The sequence below is a fragment of the Flexivirga oryzae genome, from assembly GCF_014190805.1.
In the GTDB taxonomy this organism is placed as follows: domain Bacteria; phylum Actinomycetota; class Actinomycetes; order Actinomycetales; family Dermatophilaceae; genus Flexivirga; species Flexivirga oryzae.
In genome coordinates this window covers 362,975-381,342 of the sequence record NZ_JACHVQ010000003.1, presented here as the reverse complement: position 1 = coordinate 381,342, position 18,368 = coordinate 362,975, and the positions used below count along the sequence as shown (strand labels likewise).

15 protein-coding genes and 1 pseudogene are annotated in these 18,368 nt (G+C 69.7%); 9 read left to right on the top strand and 7 right to left on the bottom strand.

Features of this window, described 5'->3' with window-relative positions; genetic code table 11:
* Positions 1–80: 80 nt before the first annotated feature.
* Together FHU39_RS18710 and FHU39_RS24400 are read left to right on the top strand one after the other, a co-directional pair.
* A complete protein-coding gene (locus FHU39_RS18710) occupies positions 81–1,772 on the top strand; it encodes an amidase (RefSeq protein WP_183322210.1) in 1,692 nt (563 codons plus the stop codon).
* Between the two features lie 188 nt (positions 1,773–1,960).
* Positions 1,961–3,217 (top strand): annotated as a pseudogene (locus tag FHU39_RS24400) (AMP-binding protein); the annotation flags it as partial.
* 310 nt (positions 3,218–3,527) lie between these two features.
* On the opposite strand, the gene FHU39_RS18700 reads toward FHU39_RS24400, so the two are convergent.
* Together FHU39_RS18700 and FHU39_RS18695 are read right to left on the bottom strand one after the other, a co-directional pair.
* A complete protein-coding gene (locus FHU39_RS18700) occupies positions 3,528–4,757 on the bottom strand; it encodes an RNA polymerase sigma factor (protein ID WP_343066003.1) in 1,230 nt (409 codons plus the stop codon).
* A 15-nt stretch (positions 4,758–4,772) separates the two neighbouring features.
* The gene (locus FHU39_RS18695) at positions 4,773–5,159 is read right to left on the bottom strand and encodes a YciI family protein (protein ID WP_183322209.1); all 387 of its coding nucleotides are present in this window, start codon (positions 5,157–5,159) and stop codon (positions 4,773–4,775) included.
* A 112-nt stretch (positions 5,160–5,271) separates the two neighbouring features.
* Here FHU39_RS18695 and FHU39_RS18690 point away from each other — a divergent pair, with 112 nt between their 5' ends.
* Positions 5,272–5,790 carry a gamma carbonic anhydrase family protein gene (locus tag FHU39_RS18690; protein WP_343066002.1) on the top strand — a complete coding sequence of 173 codons (519 nt, stop codon included), beginning with the start codon at positions 5,272–5,274 and terminating at the stop codon, positions 5,788–5,790.
* Positions 5,791–5,811: 21 nt separating this feature from the next.
* Here FHU39_RS18690 and FHU39_RS18685 read toward each other — a convergent pair whose 3' ends face one another.
* Positions 5,812–6,192 carry a hypothetical protein gene (locus tag FHU39_RS18685; RefSeq protein WP_183322207.1) on the bottom strand — a complete coding sequence of 127 codons (381 nt, stop codon included), beginning with the start codon at positions 6,190–6,192 and terminating at the stop codon, positions 5,812–5,814.
* A gap of 156 nt (positions 6,193–6,348) precedes the next feature.
* Between FHU39_RS18685 and FHU39_RS18680 the strand changes: the two genes are divergently transcribed.
* The 4 genes from FHU39_RS18680 (at position 6,349) to FHU39_RS18665 (ending at position 13,977) form a co-directional block, all read left to right on the top strand.
* The gene (locus tag FHU39_RS18680; RefSeq protein WP_183322206.1) at positions 6,349–8,469 is read left to right on the top strand and encodes a histidine kinase; all 2,121 of its coding nucleotides are present in this window, start codon (positions 6,349–6,351) and stop codon (positions 8,467–8,469) included.
* Positions 8,466–9,722, top strand: a complete 1,257-nt coding sequence (locus FHU39_RS18675; RefSeq protein ID WP_183322205.1) for a sensor histidine kinase — start codon at positions 8,466–8,468, stop codon at positions 9,720–9,722. The genes FHU39_RS18680 and FHU39_RS18675 overlap by 4 nt, the downstream gene beginning before the upstream one ends.
* Positions 9,719–10,390 (top strand): response regulator, encoded by a 672-nt coding sequence (locus FHU39_RS18670; protein WP_183322204.1) that lies wholly within the window; start codon positions 9,719–9,721, stop codon positions 10,388–10,390. The genes FHU39_RS18675 and FHU39_RS18670 overlap by 4 nt, the downstream gene beginning before the upstream one ends.
* Before the next feature lie 173 nt (positions 10,391–10,563).
* Positions 10,564–13,977 (top strand): coiled-coil domain-containing protein, encoded by a 3,414-nt coding sequence (locus FHU39_RS18665; RefSeq protein WP_183322203.1) that lies wholly within the window; start codon positions 10,564–10,566, stop codon positions 13,975–13,977.
* Positions 13,978–14,028: 51 nt separating this feature from the next.
* On the opposite strand, the gene FHU39_RS18660 is transcribed toward FHU39_RS18665, so the two are convergent.
* The 3 genes from FHU39_RS18660 to FHU39_RS18650 form a co-directional block, all read right to left on the bottom strand.
* The gene (locus FHU39_RS18660) at positions 14,029–15,060 is read right to left on the bottom strand and encodes an ABC transporter permease (protein ID WP_221185679.1); all 1,032 of its coding nucleotides are present in this window, start codon (positions 15,058–15,060) and stop codon (positions 14,029–14,031) included.
* A gap of 118 nt (positions 15,061–15,178) precedes the next feature.
* Positions 15,179–16,027 (bottom strand): SDR family oxidoreductase, encoded by an 849-nt coding sequence (locus FHU39_RS18655; RefSeq protein WP_183322202.1) that lies wholly within the window; start codon positions 16,025–16,027, stop codon positions 15,179–15,181.
* A gap of 2 nt (positions 16,028–16,029) precedes the next feature.
* Positions 16,030–16,587, bottom strand: coding sequence for a carboxymuconolactone decarboxylase family protein (locus tag FHU39_RS18650; RefSeq protein WP_183322201.1), 558 nt, complete (start codon positions 16,585–16,587; stop codon positions 16,030–16,032).
* Between the two features lie 147 nt (positions 16,588–16,734).
* Here FHU39_RS18650 and FHU39_RS18645 point away from each other — a divergent pair, with 147 nt between their 5' ends.
* Positions 16,735–16,977: a hypothetical protein gene (locus FHU39_RS18645; protein WP_183322200.1), complete on the top strand. Its 243-nt coding sequence runs from the start codon at positions 16,735–16,737 to the stop codon at positions 16,975–16,977.
* A gap of 51 nt (positions 16,978–17,028) precedes the next feature.
* On the opposite strand, the gene FHU39_RS18640 is transcribed toward FHU39_RS18645, so the two are convergent.
* Positions 17,029–17,454, bottom strand: coding sequence for a MarR family transcriptional regulator (locus FHU39_RS18640; RefSeq protein WP_183322199.1), 426 nt, complete (start codon positions 17,452–17,454; stop codon positions 17,029–17,031).
* 55 nt (positions 17,455–17,509) lie between these two features.
* On the opposite strand from FHU39_RS18640, the gene FHU39_RS18635 reads away from it, so the two are divergent.
* Positions 17,510–18,304 (top strand): alpha/beta fold hydrolase, encoded by a 795-nt coding sequence (locus FHU39_RS18635; protein WP_183322198.1) that lies wholly within the window; start codon positions 17,510–17,512, stop codon positions 18,302–18,304.
* Positions 18,305–18,368 lie beyond the last annotated feature (64 nt).

The window sequence follows — 18,368 nt, the reverse complement described above, 5'->3', positions numbered from 1 at the left end:
ACGGCACCGCACGCTTGCGCCGTGGTCGACAATGGCTGCGGACCCGTCCTAAGCGATCCCCCAGCGGTAGGAGAAGCCCCATGATCGACGTCGTCGAACGCTCCATCAGCGACCTGCACGCCGCGCTCGAGTCGGGCGAGACGACGGCGATCGAGTTGGTCGACGCCTACCTGGCACGCATCGCGGCGTACGACGGCCCGGACACGGCGACCGCGCTGAACGCCGTGATCGTGCCCAACCGGCAGGCGCGGGCCGAGGCCGAGGCATCCGACCGGCGGCGGGCGCGCGGCGAGACGCTGGGGCCGCTGGACGGCATCCCCTACACGGCCAAGGACAGCTACCTGGTCAAGGGCCTCACCGCCGCCGCCGGCAGCCCGGCGTTCGCGGACCTGGTGGCGCAGCGCGACGCGTTCACCGTCGAGCGGCTCCGCGGCGCCGGCGCGATCTGCCTCGGGCTGACGAACATGCCGCCGATGGCCAACGGCGGCATGCAGCGCGGTCTCTACGGACGCGCCGAGAGTCCGTACAACGCCGACTACCTCACCGCGCCGTTCGCGTCCGGATCCTCCAACGGCTCGGGCACGGCGACCGCCGCGAGCTTCGCCGCGTTCGGGCTGGGTGAGGAGACCTGGTCCAGCGGGCGCGGCCCGGCGTCGAACAACGGGCTGTGCGCCTACACGCCGTCGCGCGGCGTGATCTCGGTGCGCGGCAACTGGCCGCTGGTGCCCACGATGGACGTCGTGGTGCCGCACACCCGGACCATGGCCGACCTGCTGGAGGTGCTGGACGTCATCGTCGCCGACGACGCCGAGACACGCGGGGACTTCTGGCGGGTGCAGCCGTGGGTGTCGATCCCCGCGTCCTCGAGCGTACGACCACCGTCGTATGTCGCGCTGCGCGAAGGGATTTCGCTTGCCGGGAAGCGACTCGGCATACCGCGCATGTACCTCAACGCGGACCCCGACGCGGGCACCGGCACGACGATCGGCGGGCCGACCGGCGAGCGCATCGAGACCCGCGGCTCGGTGATCGATCTCTGGGAGACGGCCCGCGCGGAGCTGCAGGCCGCGGGCGCCGAGGTGGTCGAGGTCGACTTCCCGGTCATCTCCAACTACGAAGGCGACCGGGCCGGCGCGCCCACCATCGGCACGCGAGGGTTCGTGACTCCAGAGTTCCTCAGCGAGGAGATCAACGCGCTCTCACCGTGGTCGTGGGAGGACTTCCTGGCCGCGAACGGCGACCCGGGACTGCCCACGCTCGCCTCGGTCGACGGCACCACGATCTTCCCGCAGCCACCGGGAGTGCTCGACCGGTACACCGGCTTCCCGGACGACATCGCCACCTACCCGAACTGGGTGCGCACCCACCCGGGCACCACGCTCGACGACCTGCCCACGCTCCCGGACGGCCTGGCCGGGTTGGAGCGCACCCGGCAGGTGGACCTCGAGGAGTGGCTGGCGTCCAACGGGCTGGACGCGGTGATCTTCCCGGCGGTCGCGGACGTCGGTCCCGCCGACAGCGACGTCAACGAGGCGTCCGCGGACCTCGCCTGGCGCAACGGCACCTGGGTGGCCAACGGCAACCTGGCGATCCGGCACCTCGGCATCCCGACCGTCACCGTCCCGCTGGGAGTCATGGCCGACATCGGGATGCCCGTCGGGCTGACGTTCGCCGGGCGGGCGTATGACGACACCGCGCTGCTGCAGCTGGCCGCGGCGTTCGAGGCGCTCGGCCCGCGGCGCATCGTGCCGCCGCGCACCCCGCGACTCTGAGGCTCAGGACCTACGCTGACGAGAACCGGTGTGGTCAGGGGGTGAAGTTAGGATGGTTTAGGCGTTTTTGCTAAATCTCCCTAACTCTCCTAACTGGGAATGCGCGGGCCTCATGTGAGCACGACGGAGGAACGTTGTGGCGCGTCCGACTCTGTCGATCAGAAGATGTCGGGTCTATAACGGAAAGTATGGCTTCCGTGATCGACGAGCGCCGTGCTGCGCTCGAACACCGTTGGGGGCAGTGGCGTCCGACCAGTCTGGCCGCGCGGTTCGACACTGTGCTCGAACGCGATGCCGCCCGCCCGTTCGTGCTGACCGACGAGGCCGGCTACACGTATGCCGACCTCCGCGACTGGTCGATGCGGCTGGCGCGTGGGCTGATCGACCTGGGTGTCGCGCCCGGGGAGCCCGTGGGGCTGCTGGTCGACAACCGCCCCGAGCTGGTGGCGCTCAAGCTGGCCGTCGCACGGGTCGGCGCGGTCGCGGTGCCGTTGAACTTCTCCTACAAGGCGACCGAACTCGCGGCGGCGCTGCGGCACGCCCAGGTGGCGGTGCTGGTGACTATCTCCCGGTCCCTGGCCACCGACTTCCTCGCGGCCCTGGACCAGATCGCGCCCGGCTGGGAGGCGGGTGTCGACACCGCAGACCTGCCCGCGCTCCGACAGGTGGTGCTCGTCGACGGGAACCGTTCCGGTGCAACGGATCTGGCCGCGTTGACAGATCGCGGCTCACGGGTCGCGGAGGACGTGGTGCGGGCTCGGACGGAGGCGATCGACCCGGACTCACCGCTCGACGTGGTCTTCACCTCCGGCACCAGCGGTCACCCGGTCGCGGCCGAACTCACGCACGACATGGTGCTGCGCAGCGGGTACGGCTCCGCATACCACCGGGGGTTCGACGACGGCTGGCGCGTCTGCTTCTCGCTGCCGATGTATCACGTCTTCGGCTACATCGAAGGACTCGTCGCGGCGATGTTCGTCGGCGGTGCGGTGGTCCCGCGGCTGGTCTTCAGCTCCTCCGGGCTGCTGGAGGCGATGCAGCACCACCGCGCCAGCGAGGTGCTGCTCGTGCCGACCATGTCGGTCGGCGTGGTCGAGCAGGCGGCCAAGGCGAAGTACGACCTGGGCAGCCTGGAGTCGGTGTTCTCCGCCGCGGCCCCTGCTCCGGTGTGGCTGTGGGAGCGCGTGCACGAACAGCTGGCACCCCGAACGGTTTTCACTGGCTATGGGCAGACGGAGGTGTCCGCTGCGACCGCGCTGACCCTTCCGGGGGACCCGTTGGAGGTGGTGTCGCACACGGTGGGAGTGCCCAAGCTCGGCGGCATCGCCGCAAGCGCAGGACTCGACGGTCGGCTGGCCGAATACCGCACCCTCGATCCGTTCACCGGGACTCCCCTGGCGCCGGGATCCGAGGGTGAGCTGGCGGCCCGCGGACCGATCGTCACCCGTGCCTACCACCGGGACCCCGAGCAGACGGCGCGCATGCTGGACGCCGACGGCTGGCTGCGCAGCGGTGACCTGGGGATGATCGACGACGGCGGCTACCTGCGGTTGACCGGCCGCGCACGTGAGCTGTTCAAGGTGGGTGGCGAACTGGTCGCGCCCAAGGAGGTCGAGGACCTGCTCACCGGGGAGACCGGCGCCGTACAAGGTCCCACGGCACTTCGTGGTGACCAGCGCGGAGGACCTGCCGACGACCACGACGGGGAAGGTGCAGAAGTACCGGCTGGTGGAATCAGCGCAACAGTAGGCGATTTCACGCCCGCAGGTGCGCCGCCTTCGCGTGCAGGTAGCGCTGTTCGGGGATGGAGTCGGTCAGCGCCGCGGCCTGATCGAAGCAGCCGGCCGCGTCCGGGTCGCCGACCGCCTCCAGGAGGTGGGCGCGCGCCGCGATGGCGCGGTGGTCGCTTGGCCGATCCGCCAACAGGCCGTCCAGCGCGGTGAGGCCGGCGCGTGGCCCGTCGACCTCACTGAGTGCGATGGCGGCGCCGAGATCGACGGCAGCACTGGGTGCGACGTTCTGCAGCATGCGGTACAGCTGCAGGATCTGCGGCCAGTCGGTGTCGGCGAACGTGGTTGCCGTCGCGTGCACGGCGGCTATCGCGGCCTGCAGCTGGAACGGCCCGACGGGCCCCCGCCGTAGCGCTTCCTTGAGAAGCTCGACGGCCCGGTCGATCTGCGCCCGGTCCCACCGCGAGCGATCCTGCTCGGCGAGCGGCACCAGGGCACCGTCCCGGATACGGGCTCGGCTACGTGCGTCGACGAGCAGCATGAGGGCGAGCAGGCCACTGGTCTCTGTGTCACGCGGCAGCGCACGATGTAGTCGGTCGGTGAGCCGGATCGCCTCGCGGGTCAGACCGGTGTCGATCAGCTCCGGTCCCGCCGTCGCGGATGAGCCCTCGGTGAAGGTCAGGTGCAGCACATGACGCACGGCGTGCACCCGCTGCGGCAGCTCCGCCGCGGGCGCCGACGCGAAGCGAGCGCCGCTCTGCGTGAGGGTCTTCTTGGCACGTGTGATCCGTTGCGCGGCAGTGGTTTCGGGGATGAGCAGGCCGGCGGCGATCTGGCGGGTGGTCAGGCCGCCGACGGCGCGCAGCGTCAGTGCGACGGCAGCTCCGGGAGCCAGGCCGGGGTGACAGCACAGGATGAGCAGCTGCAGGGAGTCGTCCCGGTCGCCGCTGCGATCGGACCAGGTGACCGCGCGGTCCTGCTCGGAGACGTACGCGTCGTGCAGTTCGCGGCGGGCACGGGCGCTGTCGCTGCGGTGGGTGTCAATGAGACGGCGCGCCGCCACCCGGATCAGCCAACCGCGCGGGTTGCGCGGGATCCCGTCACCGGGCCACTGCTGGAGTGCGGCGACCATGGCCTCCTGGGCCGCGTCCTCGCAATCCGCGAGCGGCCTGCCACCGCGCAGCAGCGCGGCAAGGACGTGCGGCGCCTCGCGGCGCCATACCTCCTCGATCCGGGTGGGCGGCACGGCGTTCACGACCTGCGGCTCGACTCAGGCCTCGCAGCCGGGCTGCATCGTCGGGCGCAGCTCGATCGTGTCACCCGGGCAGGAGAACGCGGCCGCGATCTCCTCGGCGCGCTCCCGGCTGGCGACGTCGACCAGGAAGAAGCCGGCCAGGTGCTCCTTGCCCTCGGCATACGGCCCGTCGCTGGGCACCGGTGCACCGTCGTAGTGGAATACCCGCGAGGACCGCGGATCACCCAGGGCGCAGCCGTAGACGACCTCACCGTTGGCGTCGGCCTCCCCGAACACCTCGTCCCAGTGAGTGCCCAGCTCGTCCTTCTGCTGCTGCGGCAGCGCCTGGTATTCAACGGTGTGGTCGCTGGTCGGGTGGGCCCACGGCTGCGGGTTCGAGTGGATCAGGATCACGAACTTCATGCGAGTTGCTCCTCGTCGACGGGGAACGTCCTTCGTCCCTCCACTGCTACATCGGAGCCATCCCATCGAATTCGACACCGTTGGCGCAACGGCAGCAGCTACTGTGCATTCCGTGACGGTGATTCGGATCCAGGACAAGACACCAACGGTCGACGAGTCGACGTGGATCGCACCCGGTGCGACCGTGGTGGGCGCGGTGACGCTGGGTCCCCAGGTAGGCATCTGGTATGGCGCAGTGCTTCGCGGCGACCTCGAATCCATCGAGATCGGCGCGCGCTCCAACATCCAGGACAACTGCAGCCTGCACGCCGACCGCGGCAGCCCGTTGCGGATGGGTGAAGGCGTGTCGGTCGGGCACAACGCGACAGTGCACGGCTGCATCGTCGGCGACAACGTGCTGATCGGCATGGGTGCTCGGGTGCTCAACGGGGCTGTCGTCGGGGCGAATTCGCTCATCGCCGCCGGCACGGTCGTTCCCGAGGGCGCCCAGATCCCGGAGGGGTCCCTGGTCGCCGGAGTGCCGGGCAAGGTCCGGCGCTCGCTCGGCGAGGAAGATCTCGCCCGGCTCCGGCGCAACGCGGATGTCTATGTCGACCTCATCGCCGTCCACAAAGCCGGTCGGAGCAGCTGAGGCCCGGATCTCGGCGTTCGCTCAGGACGTCCGCGTCCTGAGTTGCGTCGGCCAGTCGCTGGGCTTGGTGCCTTCGCGCACATACACCCCGGGCCACTGCTCCCCCACCACTGCGATCGCCAGGCCGGGGTCGACGCCCTGCACCTTGTGCACCGCAACGTGATCGACGACGTCGAGGTCGCAGCCGACGACCTCCCCGGTCCCGATCGCTTCGTCCTTGACGGGCGTGGCTTCGTTGACCAGGTTGTGGCTGCGGAAGACCGTGTCGTGGAACCGGATCCGCGCATTGCAGTCACCGTGCTGGCTCGGCGGATCGGAGCCGTAGCCGGTGAGCAGCAGCACCGACGCGGCCAGTGCCGACGCCGCCACTGCCGCGCCACCCACCTTGCCTGTCATCGACATGCGTTCCAGTATCGATCGGCACCGGTGGTCCGGCGAGACCTGTCACCGAATCGCAACCGTTCTCGTCCGCACGCGGCTTGCCGCAATCGACCCTCCGCGACCCTCGCCGTCCTATTCTGGAAAGGTTGGAACCCGCTGGCTGGAGGGGGCACCGAGATGCCCGAGGTCGACCGACCGGCGGTGCGGATCGCGTTCGTGATCTACCTGTCCGGGCTCCTGGTCTGGCTGGCTCTCGGACTCGTCCCGATGCGTGTCGCGCACCCGGACATGTCACATATGGCGCTGGACTCGACCACCCCTTTGCAGACCGGCGTCGAGTACTTCTTCAGTGTCTTGAACCTCGCCCTCGGCGTCCTGCTGTTCCTCCGGCGCCCGGACGAACGGGTGCCCCGCCTGCTGACCTTCGCGCTCCTCGGCACGGCTGCGACGTTCAACCTGCCCAGCCATCGCGCATTCCACCTCACCGGGTCGCCGTGGCCCATCGCGGTCATCCATTTCACCTTCCACATCGTCTCGGGCGTGGCGTACGTGTGGGCCGTCGTGCTCTTTCCCGATGGCACGCTGCCACGGCGGATTCGATTGTCTGCCCGGCTGATTCGTGTGGTGGTGGTCCTCAGCACCGCAGTGGTCGCCGTGGTGTGCTGGCGCAGCAGTTTCCTCGATCACCCGCAGTTCTTCCTGGTGTTCTTCGGCATCGCCGTCGCGCTCATCGGGGTCGGCGCCCAGGCGATGCGCATCGTCGATCCCGAGAACTCTCCCGCCGAGCGCGCGCCGGCCCGGTTGCTGTGCGCGGCACTCCTGCCCGCCCTGGCGGTCGCGCTCCTCTGGCTCGGCGCTCGAACGACCGCTGCACTGACCGGCCACGCCCACCAGGCGGCGGGCATCCAGCATGCCGTCGAGCGGCTCTTCCCGGCGGTCTTCGCGATCGTTCCCGTCGTCCTGTTCGCCGGCGTGGTGCGCTACCGGCTCTGGGACATCGACCGGCTGCTCAGCCGCGTCCTGGTCTACGGTCTGCTCGCCCTGACCTTCAGCGCCGTGTACGTGCTCGCGGTCGCCGTCGGTGGACACCTCACCCACGGCGGAGTGTGGGTGACCGCGGTGGCACTCTCGATCGCGGCCGTGCTCCTGGAACCGCTGCGGACCGCCGCACGCACCTGGGCGAACCGCGTGGTCTTCGGTCAGGTGCTGAGTCCCGCGGAGGCCACCCGCAGTCTCGCGGAAGCACTGGAACACCTCACGCCCGCGACCGAACTGGAGCACCTGGTGGCGGTGACGGTTGCGGCCACCCGGGCGGACTCGGCCGAGCTGTGGCTGCTCGACGAAGATCGACTGCTACCCGTCGCCGCCACCCGCGCGTCTGCCCACGAGATCGCCGTTCCCACAGGGGAGCCGGCGGCCGACGCGCTCGCCGCTCTCGTCGGCGCGCACCGCGGATGGCCGGTCCGTCATCAGGGCATCATGCTCGGGCTGCTGGCCGTGCGGACGCGGCACGGCGAGCGGTTGGCCGCTGCCGACGACACCGTCGGGCAGGAGATCGCGGCACACGCCGGGCTCCTCGTCCACAACGCGACGCTGACCACCTCGCTCGCCCACCAGGTCGATGCCCTGGACGCGAGAGCTCGTGCACTCGCGGAGTCCAGGCGTCGCCTCGTCGCAGCGCAGGACGCCGAGCGCCATACCCTCGAACGTGCGCTGCACGACGGCGCCCAGCAGGCGTTGGTGGCCGCCATCATCGGTGCGCGGGCCGGCACCGGCGCGGCGACGTCGCCGCACCCGGAACGCGATGCGTTGCGCGAGGTGCTGCGCACCGCCCAACACGACATCCGCGAGCTCAGCGGCGACGGCCGGCCGGGGGCGCTGCGCCGGCTCGGTCTCGCCGGCGCACTGCAACGGTCCGCGCGGCTAGCCGGGCGGACCGGGATCGACGTCGAGTTGCAGGTCGACCTCGGGTCGTTGGAGGACCCGCTCCCCGCGGAGGTCGAGACCGCCGTCTACTTCGCGTGCGTCGAAGGTCTGCAGAACGTCGTCAAGTATGCCGCGGCCCGAAGGGTCCTGGTCTCGGTCGGTCCGGGCACCGACGGGTTGTCCTTCGCCGTCGTGGACGACGGCTTAGGCGCCCCGCCAGGGGCCGCGTCCGGTGCCGCCGGCGGTCTGCCTGCACTGGCCGCCCGTTTCGCCGCTCTCGGCGGTGACGTGGCGATCGTGCCCGGCGCACGCGGTGGCACCGAGCTGCACGGCCGGGTGCCACTGCGCCGCACGACGGGAGCCGCCACATGACGCCGACCACCGGTCGCCGGACATCCCTTCGACTCGCCGTCGTGCGTGCCGCGTTGCGTTTCCTCGTCGCGATCCTCGTCTACGGTGCGGCCGCGGTCGCCTACCTGCTGATCGGGCACAGGGGGCAGCCGCCGGCTGCGGCCATCGTCGGCGTCACCGTCGTCGTCGCGGCGCTGTTGTGGCTGCTGCGCGACCGGATCGATCGCCTCGCGATGCGAGCTGTGTTCGGCCGGCGGGCCGACGGCTATCGCGTCATGCGCGACCTGACCGAACAGCTCGCGGCCACCCTCCCGGTCGACGAGGTCGCACCGCGGGTGGCCGAGGCTGCCTGTGACACCACCGGCCGGTCTCGGGCGGAGGTGCGCCTCTGGCTGACCGACGGCGAGCCGTGGGCATGTTCCTGGCCGCCCTCGGCCGCCTCGATCGGCGCTGGTACGGCGGTCGAGGTACGGCATACCGGGTCGGCACTCGGCGAGATCGTCGTCGACGATGATCGGGCGACGAACGTCCTGTCGTCGTGGGACCGCCGGATGCTCGACACGTTGGCCCGGCCTGCCGGAGCCGCCCTGTCGACCGTGCGTCTGACCGTCGAGTTGCGGCAGCGCAAGTCCGAGCTGGAGCAACTCACCGCTGCTCTGCACGCGTCCCGGGATCGCCTGCTCACGGCGCGCGCGGTGGAGCGGGAGCGGATGCGCGCCGAGGTCGCGACTCTGGTCGGGACGCACCTGTCGGCCGCGCTCGCGGCCCTCGGCGACGGGACGGGCCCGGCCCGGATCGGCTCGCTCGCGACGGTGGCACGCGAGTCCGAGCTGGCCCTGGACGAGCTGCGCACCATCGCCCGGGGGATCTACCCGCCGACTCTTCTCGAGGTCGGGCTCGCCGCTTCACTGGAGTCGTGGCTCGCGCGGACCGGCGTGGATGCCACGCTCGACGTCACCGCCGGCGGTGAACCTGCGGGCGACGGGAGCCCGTCGATCGACGCGGAGGTCGTCGCCTGCCTGTACTTCTGCGCCGTCACGTCGATGGGACAGCTTGCGCGGCACTCGGCGTCCGGCATCGGCATCCGGGTCTCGGACCGTCCTGTGCCGACTCTGTCGCTCCAGGCACGCGCCAGCGAAGCGGTGTGCCGGGAAGCGATCCAGTCGGTGACCGACCGCATCGAGGCTTTCGACGGGCAGGTGCGAAGTCGGTTGGGAGACAACGGATTCGCTCTGACCGCAACGCTCCCCTTCCGCCGGGGCGGATCATCGTGAAACCGGTCCGGTTGGTGTATGCCGAGGACAACTTCCTCGTCCGCGAGGGTGTCCGGCGGCTGATCGACGGCTCGGACGCGCTGGAGGTGGTCGCCGCCTGCGGCGGATTCGACGAGGCGCTCGAGGCCATCGAGGAGCACGCGCCCGACGTGGTGCTCACCGACATCCGGATGCCCCCGAACCACAGCGACGAGGGGATCCGCATCGCGGAGCACTGCCGCCGCACGCACCCCGGAATGGGCGTGCTGCTGCTCAGCCAGTACGCCGAGCCCGGGTACGTCAAGGTCCTGCTGCGCGACGGCACGGACCGACGCGGTTACCTGCTCAAGGAACGCGTGGCGTCGCTGAGCGACCTGACCTCCGCGATCGGCGCGGTGGCATCGGGCGGCACGGCGATCGATCCCAAGGTGGTCGAGGTTCTCGTGCAGGTGCGCTCGCGATCGGACGACGCCGGACTCGCGCGGCTGACTCCGCGGGAGCGACAGGTGCTCGCGGCGATAGCGCAGGGTCACACCAACGCGGCAGTCGCCGCCGAGCTGGTGTTGAGCCAGCACGCCGTCGAGAAGCACATCAACTCGATCTTCGCCAAGCTCGGCCTGACCGGGGACACCCGGCAGCATCCGCGGGTGCGCGCCGCGCTGCTGTTCCTGGCCGACGGCGGTCACTGACGGTCGACGGACCCGGGTCGTCGTGGGGGTGCCTACACCCCCCCTGGCGGGGCACGGGCACCCCGCGCCAAGGATGCGTGTCGGCACCATCGGCTCACCGGCGGATTCAGCGGATCGTGGATCCCACGAGCCCACCACCTCGGTAGGGCGTTCTCCTGAAAGCGAATTCAGCCATGACTACCACCATGTCCTCATCGATCGCGGCACCGTTGCCGACCGCGCCCGCCACCGTCTTCAGCCTCCCCGGCGTCTCCTGGCTCGCCCTGCAGGTGCAGGGCACGACGGGCACCCTGACCGTCGGCTCCGCGAGTGTCACGGTCGAGGTGACGCCGCCGGCGGACGGTTCGCCGGCCCAGGTGCGGGTGGACCTGTCGACGCTCACGGTGGGTGCGCTCATCGCGGCGGCCGGGTCCAGCGATCCCCTGTCCTCGCTCCCGTCCGCGCTCACGGGAGCCATCTCGTCTGCTGCGGTCACGAGCGTCTCGATCAGCGTCGATCTGGCCGGGCACCGACTCGTCGGGTGCGAGCTGACCGTGTCCGCGGTTCCTTCGTGGGCCCCCGGTGGCGTCGAGCTGGACGACTTCGCGGTGACGGTCGCGTTGACGCGCTCCTCCGACGGGACCGCGATCGACGTCACCGGAACTGCCGTGTTCGCCGGCGCGGGAGTCGCCGTGAGCATCACCCGTGACCCGGCCGTCACCGGCGCCGGCGCGTGGTCCCTGCACGCCGGCCTCGCCGACGGGGCGACCCTCGACGTGTCGGCGGCGGCCGCGGCATACGGGCTCACTGTGGCGTCGGCCCTGCCGGACCTCGTCCTGACCGGTTGTGCGCTGGACGGCACCCTCGACGGTTCGGCCGTCTCGTTCACCGCCTCGTCGTCGACGGACTGGACGATTCCGGTGGGTCCGGACGGCATCTCCGTGGGGGAACTCGCGGTGGAATTCAGCCGCAACACCGCCGGATCCACCGGGTCCGTGTCCGGGACGGTACGGCTCGCGGGCGTCGACGTCCCGATCGCGTATGCCGTGCCGGGTGGCCTCACTGTGCACGCCACGATCGGCAAGGTCGCGCCCTTCGCGCTGATCCAGGACGTCGTCGGTGCCGCGAGTGTCGGCGCGTTGGCGTTGCCGCCGGAACTGGTTGCGCTGGCGCTGACCGACGTGATGCTCGCCATCGACGTCGACAAGGCCGAACTGTCTTTCGCGGCAACCGGTCCCGGCTTCAAGCGGGTGCAGGCCGTCGTCCGTAAGGGCACGTCATGGGGCTTCGCGGTCGGCATCGAGCTGGACGACGACTACCGGTTCTCGTCGTTGTCGCCGGCACTGAGCGGCCTGGACACAGTCCACCTGCCCGACGCGCTCATCGTCATCTCCTCGTTCGACGACACCGCGTTCACCTTCGACGAACTGCAGCCGGTCGCCGGCACCGGTGTCAGCGAGGGTGTGCTGCTCGACGGCCGGCTCGACCTGTCCGGCCTGGGTGCCGACAAGTTCCTCGGCGAGGCGCACCTGGACGTCAAGGCCGAGATCGGCCCGTCACTGGCCGACCTGGAGCTCGACGCCGGCGTCGGGGACATCACGATCACCGACGGTGTCGTCCTGAAGGACGCGAAGTTCGCGCTGCACCCGGATCCGGAGAACGTCTCGATCTCGGTGTCCGGCGCCGTGGACGTGACGATCGACTCCAGTCCGCTGGAGTTCATCGGCGGGGTGAGTGTCGTGCCCAACGGCATTTCGTTCTTCGCCACGATGAAGGGCACCTGGCAGGATCCGTTCGGTGCCAAGGGGATTGCGCTCACCGATGTTTCGCTGCAGATCGGGTCCGACTTCGAGGGTGTGCCGTCCATCGGCATCGCCGGTGGGCTGACCGTTGGCGCGTTCCAGGGCAGTGCGGCTGTCTCGTTCAACTCCCAGAACCCGGCGCAGAGTGTGCTCATCGTGGCCTTCAACCACCTGTCCCTGATGGATGTCGTCGCGACGTTCTGCCCGTCCGAGGTGGCGGCGGACATCCCGGCCGACGTCCAGGGCACGCTCGCCGGCATCTCACTGGAAGATGTGGACCTGTATGTCGTGCCGGAGGACACCTCCATCGGCGCGCTCAACTACCGGCAGGGTCTGCGGGTCGGCGGCAAACTGCACGTGTCCGGGTTCACCGCACAGGCCGACGTCGAGATCGACCAACAGACCGGGGTCAAGGCCAGCGGCTCCCTGTCGCCGGTCGTCGTCGGCGACGTCTTCTCCCTCACCGGCACCGACCCGAAGGATGGCCCGGACCTGGACATCGAAGTCACGACGGCGGCAGTGCCGAAGATCGCCTTCGACGGTCAGGTCAACCTGCTCGGAGTCACCGCGGGCGCCTCGGTCTCATTGTCGGACTCCGGTTTTGATTTCCGGTGCGCCGGAAGAGTTTTCGAGCTGTTCTCGGCGAGTGTGCACAGCTACGGCGGCAATCTGCAGTCCGGGGCGGGCTTCATGGTGCACGCCGACATGCAGCAGGACTTCCTGTCCGATCTGGCCAGGCGGGCAGCTGCCGTGCTGCAGCAGGCCGGCGCCGACGCGCAGGCCAGGATCGTGGGCGCGCAGCAGAGCGTCTCTGCCGCTCAGGCGGACGTCCAGCGGTTCACCGCATCGGTGCAGTCCGCCCAGTCCGACCTGGCGAAGAAGCAGGCTGACGCCCAGGCCCAGCTTCAGGGGCTGTCCGCACAGTTGGCTCAGGCCCAGCAGGCGCTGGGTGCGGTCGACGCTCAGATCGCCACCACGCGCGCCCAGATCCAGGCCGAGCGGGATGCCGCAGCCGCCAAGTTGCGGGACCTGCAACAGAAGCTCGCCTCCGCGCAGGCCGCGGTCTCCGCGCTCAACGGGCAGATCAGCGGGCAGCAGGCGCAGATCGACCGGCTGAACGGTGAGATCGACTGGTGGAAGAACTGGTACGACAACCTGGCCTGGTACGACAAGGCGTGGGGATGGACGAAACTGGGCGCCGAGGTCGGGTGGCGTGGAGCTCAGATCGCCGACTTCGAGGTGACGCTGCAGGGTCTGCGCGGTTCACTGGCGGCTGCCGCCGGTGTGCTGCAGACGGCACAGCAAGCGGTCAATACCGCGCTGGCCGCGCAGGCGAACTACCCCATCGACCAGGACCCGCGGATCCTGACGCTCGCGGGCGCCGAAGCCGCGGCGCGCACGGCCCTGCAGGGCGCGCAGAGCGCCCTGTCCGCCGCGCAGCAGGCGACCTCCGCCCTCATCTCGGCAGCGAGCCAGGCGGTCGACGCGTTCCAGCAGCAACTGGGCACCGCCAACCTGGCGCTCGAGGCAGCGAATGCCGCTCTCGCCCAACTGAACGGGGCGATCGGCGCCGTCGCGGCGGTCAGCGCCTACATCGCGGCGCACGGCATCGACAGCCTGGTCGACGTGAGGTCGGCATCGTTCACCGGCACCTTGGATGCCACCTCGGGAGGTTCGGTGACCCTCGACGCGGACGTGGTGTTCCAGGGCAACGCCGAGCAACTGCACCTGAGCTACGACTTCCACGACCTGGCAGCCGGTGCCCAGGCCATGGCGAAGGCGGTGCTGCCCTCGCTGCCGGTCTGACCCGCCTGCACCACGGAGCGGCCGGACTCCCGTCGTGGGAGTCCGGCCGCCTCACGCAGCGCTGGTCGGCTCGCCCTCGACCGTCTCACCGTTGCGGCGCAGGGCGGCGGCCGCGCCGAGCGCGACGGCGGTGCCGATGACCGCCCACAGGGCGAGCGTCAGCACGTGCCCGCCGATGCCTGCACCGCCGAAGTAGACGATGCGCCGGACCGCGTCCGTACCGGCGCCGGTGGGCAGGATGTAGCCGATCGCGCGCCAGAACGGTGGCAGCAGATGGAGTTGGAAAGCCCCTCCGGCGCTGGGGTTTCCGAGCACCACGAAGAGTAGGACGGCCAGACCGATGCCGACGATGCCGAACAGCACTTGGAGCGCCGTGGTTGCCGCGGCCGAGGCGAAGACGATGAGCGCGCCGAGCCACCACAGTGCCATGAAGTGCCCGGTCAGCGCGCCCAGCACCGGGTCGACGATGATCGCGCCGCCGAGACCGGACACGATCGCGTAGGGCACCAACGACCCCAGCCGGATGGCGGCGCGCCGCGTATTGGCCGGCCGCGCACCACCCGCCACGCCCAGCAGGGATGCGACGAGATAACCCCCGACCATCCACCCGATGACCAGGTAGAAGCCGGTGAGACCTCGGGCGTCGTGGGCCTGCAACGGCACCAGGTCCTGTGTGGTCAGCTTGCGACCCTGCTGAGCCTCGGCCTGCTGGAAGACCGCCTCGACCGCACCGAGCACCGACGACCCGGCACCCGAGGAGGTCAGCAGTTGGTCCGTCCCGCTCGGGCCGACCACGAGGGCGGCGTTGATGGTGTTGTCCTTGATCTGGTCCACCGCCTCGGCCTTCGAGCCAATCGCCTTCGCCGAAACCGGGTGACCGTCAATGCCGTTCAGCTGCGCGACGAGCTTCGGCGCGGTCTGCGCGTCTGCGACGACACCGACCGGGATCTTGTTCGGCTCGGGTGAATGGAACGCTCCGACATACGACAACACGAAGGCGAGCTGGAGGAACAGCACCCCGACCACCAACATGAACGCTCGCGGCGTCACCGCATCACGTAGATCGTCCTTGAACGCAGCCATCTGTCACTCCTCCTGAAACCTGGGCGATCCCAGCGTGGGCACAGGTCCACAGTAGGTGAGTTGTGCTGTCCGAGTGCGCAACTCGCGCGCCAGCCGCACGATCTGCCCGTGACGGTCCTCACAGCTTTCGTCCGAGGCGGGTGACGACGCGGTTCGCACCGTCCATCAGCAGCGCATAGACCGGCGGCGCGTAGCGCTGCACCCCGTGCAGCAACGCGATGTCCCGCGAGGTCTGCACCAGGTAGCGCCGCCGGAGCATGCCCTCGACGATCCGCTCGGCGGCGAGTTCCGGTGAAACAGCGTGGTGTTCGAAGCGGGCCCGCAGCCTCCGGAAGTCGGCTGAGGTCGTGTCCACCCCCGCTACCTGTAGGCTGTCGGTGATCGGGGTGGCGACCGCCCCGGGGGTGACCAACGTCACCGCGATGCCGTGCCTGGCCAGGTCGAAGCGCAGCACCTCGGAGACCCCTCGCACACCGAATTTGCTTGCGCTGTATGCCGCGTGCCACGGCAGCCCGACCAGCCCGGCCGCCGACGACACGTTGACCAGGTGCCCGCGGCGGCCGTGCTCGATCATCGCGGGCACGAAGCACTCGATCACGTGGATCGGACCCATCAGGTTGACGTCGATGACCGAACGCCACTGCTCGTGACTCATCCGCTCGACGGTCCCCCAGATGGCGATGCCGGCAACATTGAGCACTGCGTCGACTGCTGGGGTCCGGGCGTGGACGGCGTCCGCGAGCGCCCGCACCTGGTCGATGGATGCCACGTCGGCTGCGACGGCTGTCGCCACGTGACCACCGCGCTGCTCGATCGCCATACGCGTCCCCTGCAGGCCGTCGTCCCGCAGATCGGTGAGATGCAGCACCGCACCCGCGCCGGCGAGTCGTTCGGCGACAGCGCGGCCGATCCCGCTGGCCGCGCCGGTCACGAGCGCGTGCCGCCCGGCAATGCTGCGCTTGCGCATGGTCAGTCCCTGGTCCGTTGCTCCGGCTGGATGCGGAGGGCGTGGATGGTGGTGGCGAGCATCCGGTAGTGGGTGGCCAGCATGACGAGCTCGATGATGTCGGCGTCGCCGAGATGCTCACGCAGCGCACCCCAGACCTCGTCGTCGAGGTCACCCCGTATGACGAGTTGGTCGGTGGCCGCGAGGATGGCGCGCCGACGCGGTGACCAGGGCGCGTCGTCCCGAGTGGTCTGGTCGATCTCGGCAGTGCTGAGTCCCACTGTGCGGGCGATGTGTTCGTGCTGTCCGCGTTCGTAGGCGCACTCGGTCAGGTGCGCGACGCGCAGGATGACCAGCTCGGTCTCCTTCCGCGGCAGGCCACCGAACGGCATCAGCCGTCCGGCGAAATTCAGCCAGCCCCGGAAGAGCCGCTTGTTCCGTCCCAGGACGAGGAACAGGTTGATCGGTTCGGTGTGGTTACGGCGCCCGCCGAGGTGTGCGAGCGTCCACGCGAGAACGCCGGATTCACGCAGGTCGCCAGGAGTGATGCGGGGTGCACGGGCGGGCGTCACAGTGGACATGATGCGACGTTACTAGACCGTAGGTTCTGCCGGGTCCCTTGACAGCGACCCGGTCGAGTGGTGCGGTGTTCATGACCTCAAGCAGCCGGGGCATCCCATGCCCCTCGCTCCCAGCGGGCGAGGGATCCGCCATTGCCGGAGGTTCATATGTCCACTGAGGTCCCTGCCGCTGCCGGTCGTTCCATCCGCGTGTTGATCGGTGAGCTGGCACAGATCGAGGACGCGGTCCGCCATACCAAGACGTTCACCTCGACCGGCGACGATGGCACCGACCCGGTGCTGAACCCGCAGCTGGTTGCCCTCTTCGAGCGGGAGGCCGAGATCGTGGCCGCCCTGCGACAGACCGACGGTCCGGCGATGTCAGTTGATGTACTGCGCGGTGACCAGTGACCGCGGGTCGAAGGTCGCCTGCTGCGTGCCTGATACCTGGAGGAACGCCGTTCACACACCTGACGGGTTCGATCCCAGCGCCCGGTCGAGCAGCCCGCCCAGCTGGTCGAGCTCCTTGCCGGTCAGCCCGTCGAACGAGGTCCGCACGATGTCGGTCACGGCTTCCTGCCCCGCGCGCCGCAGCTGCTCGCCCTGGTCGGTGATCCGGTGCCGGACAGCCCGGCCGGGGCCGGGGACACGCTCGATCAGGCCGCGCTCGGCCATCCGCACCGCCAGCGATCCGAACGACTGGTCGGTCTGAAACGTGAGCAGCGCCAGATCGTGCAATGAAGCATCCGGGCGCTGCCGCAGGTGCCGCAGCGTGTCCCACTGCACGAGCGAAAGGCCCAGCGGGGCAAGGGCTTTGGAGAGTGCACGGTGGTGTCGGTACTGCAACCGCTTCACGGCCAGGGCGACATCGGCAGGCGAATGACTCACCACTCCAGAGTATCAACGGTTGTTTATATAAAGAACCTGCTCTAAGGTTCCTTATATGACTTCTTCTGCGACAGATCGCGCAACCCGAGCGGCACGACACACCACGATCACGCTGCCCGCTCGACCCGACGTGCAGTTCACCGTCGATGACACCGCCGGTTCCGACGGAACATTCCTGCTGCTGCACGGGGGCGGGGGCCCGCGCACCATGGGCGGTTTCGCTAACCTGCTGGCCGAACACAGCCGGAGCCGGGTGCTGCTGCCGACCCACCCGGGGTTCGCCGGAACACCGGTCGCCGAGTCACTCACCTCGACCCGCGAACTCGCTTCCGCCTACGTCGAATTGGTCGAACACCTCGACCTCGCGGATGTCACGCTCGTCGGGAATTCTTTCGGCGGATGGCTGGCCGCCGAGATCGCCCTCCTGGGCAACCCACGGATCGGCCGAGTCGTCATCGTTGACGGGATCGGCCTCGCCGTCCCAGGCCACGAACCCACCGACGTGCGCGGACTGACGCCGGCACAGCTGGCCGCGCTCTCCTTCCACGACCCGAGCAAGGCACCGACCCCGCCGACCACGGGCGGAACCGGCCCGAGCCCGGATGTTCAGGCACTGTTGCGGTATTCGGGCCCGGACATGGTCGACGCGACTCTGGCCGGTCGCCTCGCCGACCTCGACGTGCCCGTGCAGATCGTTTGGGGCGAGAGCGACGGCATCGTCGATGCCGAGTACGGCGCGGCATATGCCGACGCCATACCGAACGCGACGTTCACGGTGTTGCACCGCACCGGCCACCTGCCGCAGATGGAAACGCCGGAGCAGCTTCTCGACGCGATCCGACCGCTCTGAATTCAACACGCGTAGACATCGCCGCCACGGAGTGCTGTACTAATAACTCAACATCTGCGGAATT

What these genes read in the sequence shown, in the direction of transcription:
- FHU39_RS18710 (WP_183322210.1), top strand. Translation starts at nt 81, where the DNA reads ATGATCGACGTCGTCGAACGCTCCATCAGCGACCTGCACGCCGCGCTC.
- FHU39_RS18695 (WP_183322209.1), bottom strand. Translation starts at nt 5,159, where the DNA reads ATGAAGTTCGTGATCCTGATCCACTCGAACCCGCAGCCGTGGGCCCAC.
- FHU39_RS18685 (WP_183322207.1), bottom strand. Translation starts at nt 6,192, where the DNA reads ATGTCGATGACAGGCAAGGTGGGTGGCGCGGCAGTGGCGGCGTCGGCA.
- FHU39_RS18680 (WP_183322206.1), top strand. Translation starts at nt 6,349, where the DNA reads ATGCCCGAGGTCGACCGACCGGCGGTGCGGATCGCGTTCGTGATCTAC.
- FHU39_RS18675 (WP_183322205.1), top strand. Translation starts at nt 8,466, where the DNA reads ATGACGCCGACCACCGGTCGCCGGACATCCCTTCGACTCGCCGTCGTG.
- FHU39_RS18665 (WP_183322203.1), top strand. Translation starts at nt 10,564, where the DNA reads ATGACTACCACCATGTCCTCATCGATCGCGGCACCGTTGCCGACCGCG.
- FHU39_RS18660 (WP_221185679.1), bottom strand. Translation starts at nt 15,060, where the DNA reads ATGGCTGCGTTCAAGGACGATCTACGTGATGCGGTGACGCCGCGAGCG.
- FHU39_RS18655 (WP_183322202.1), bottom strand. Translation starts at nt 16,027, where the DNA reads ATGCGCAAGCGCAGCATTGCCGGGCGGCACGCGCTCGTGACCGGCGCG.
- FHU39_RS18650 (WP_183322201.1), bottom strand. Translation starts at nt 16,587, where the DNA reads ATGTCCACTGTGACGCCCGCCCGTGCACCCCGCATCACTCCTGGCGAC.
- FHU39_RS18645 (WP_183322200.1), top strand. Translation starts at nt 16,735, where the DNA reads ATGTCCACTGAGGTCCCTGCCGCTGCCGGTCGTTCCATCCGCGTGTTG.
- FHU39_RS18635 (WP_183322198.1), top strand. Translation starts at nt 17,510, where the DNA reads ATGACTTCTTCTGCGACAGATCGCGCAACCCGAGCGGCACGACACACC.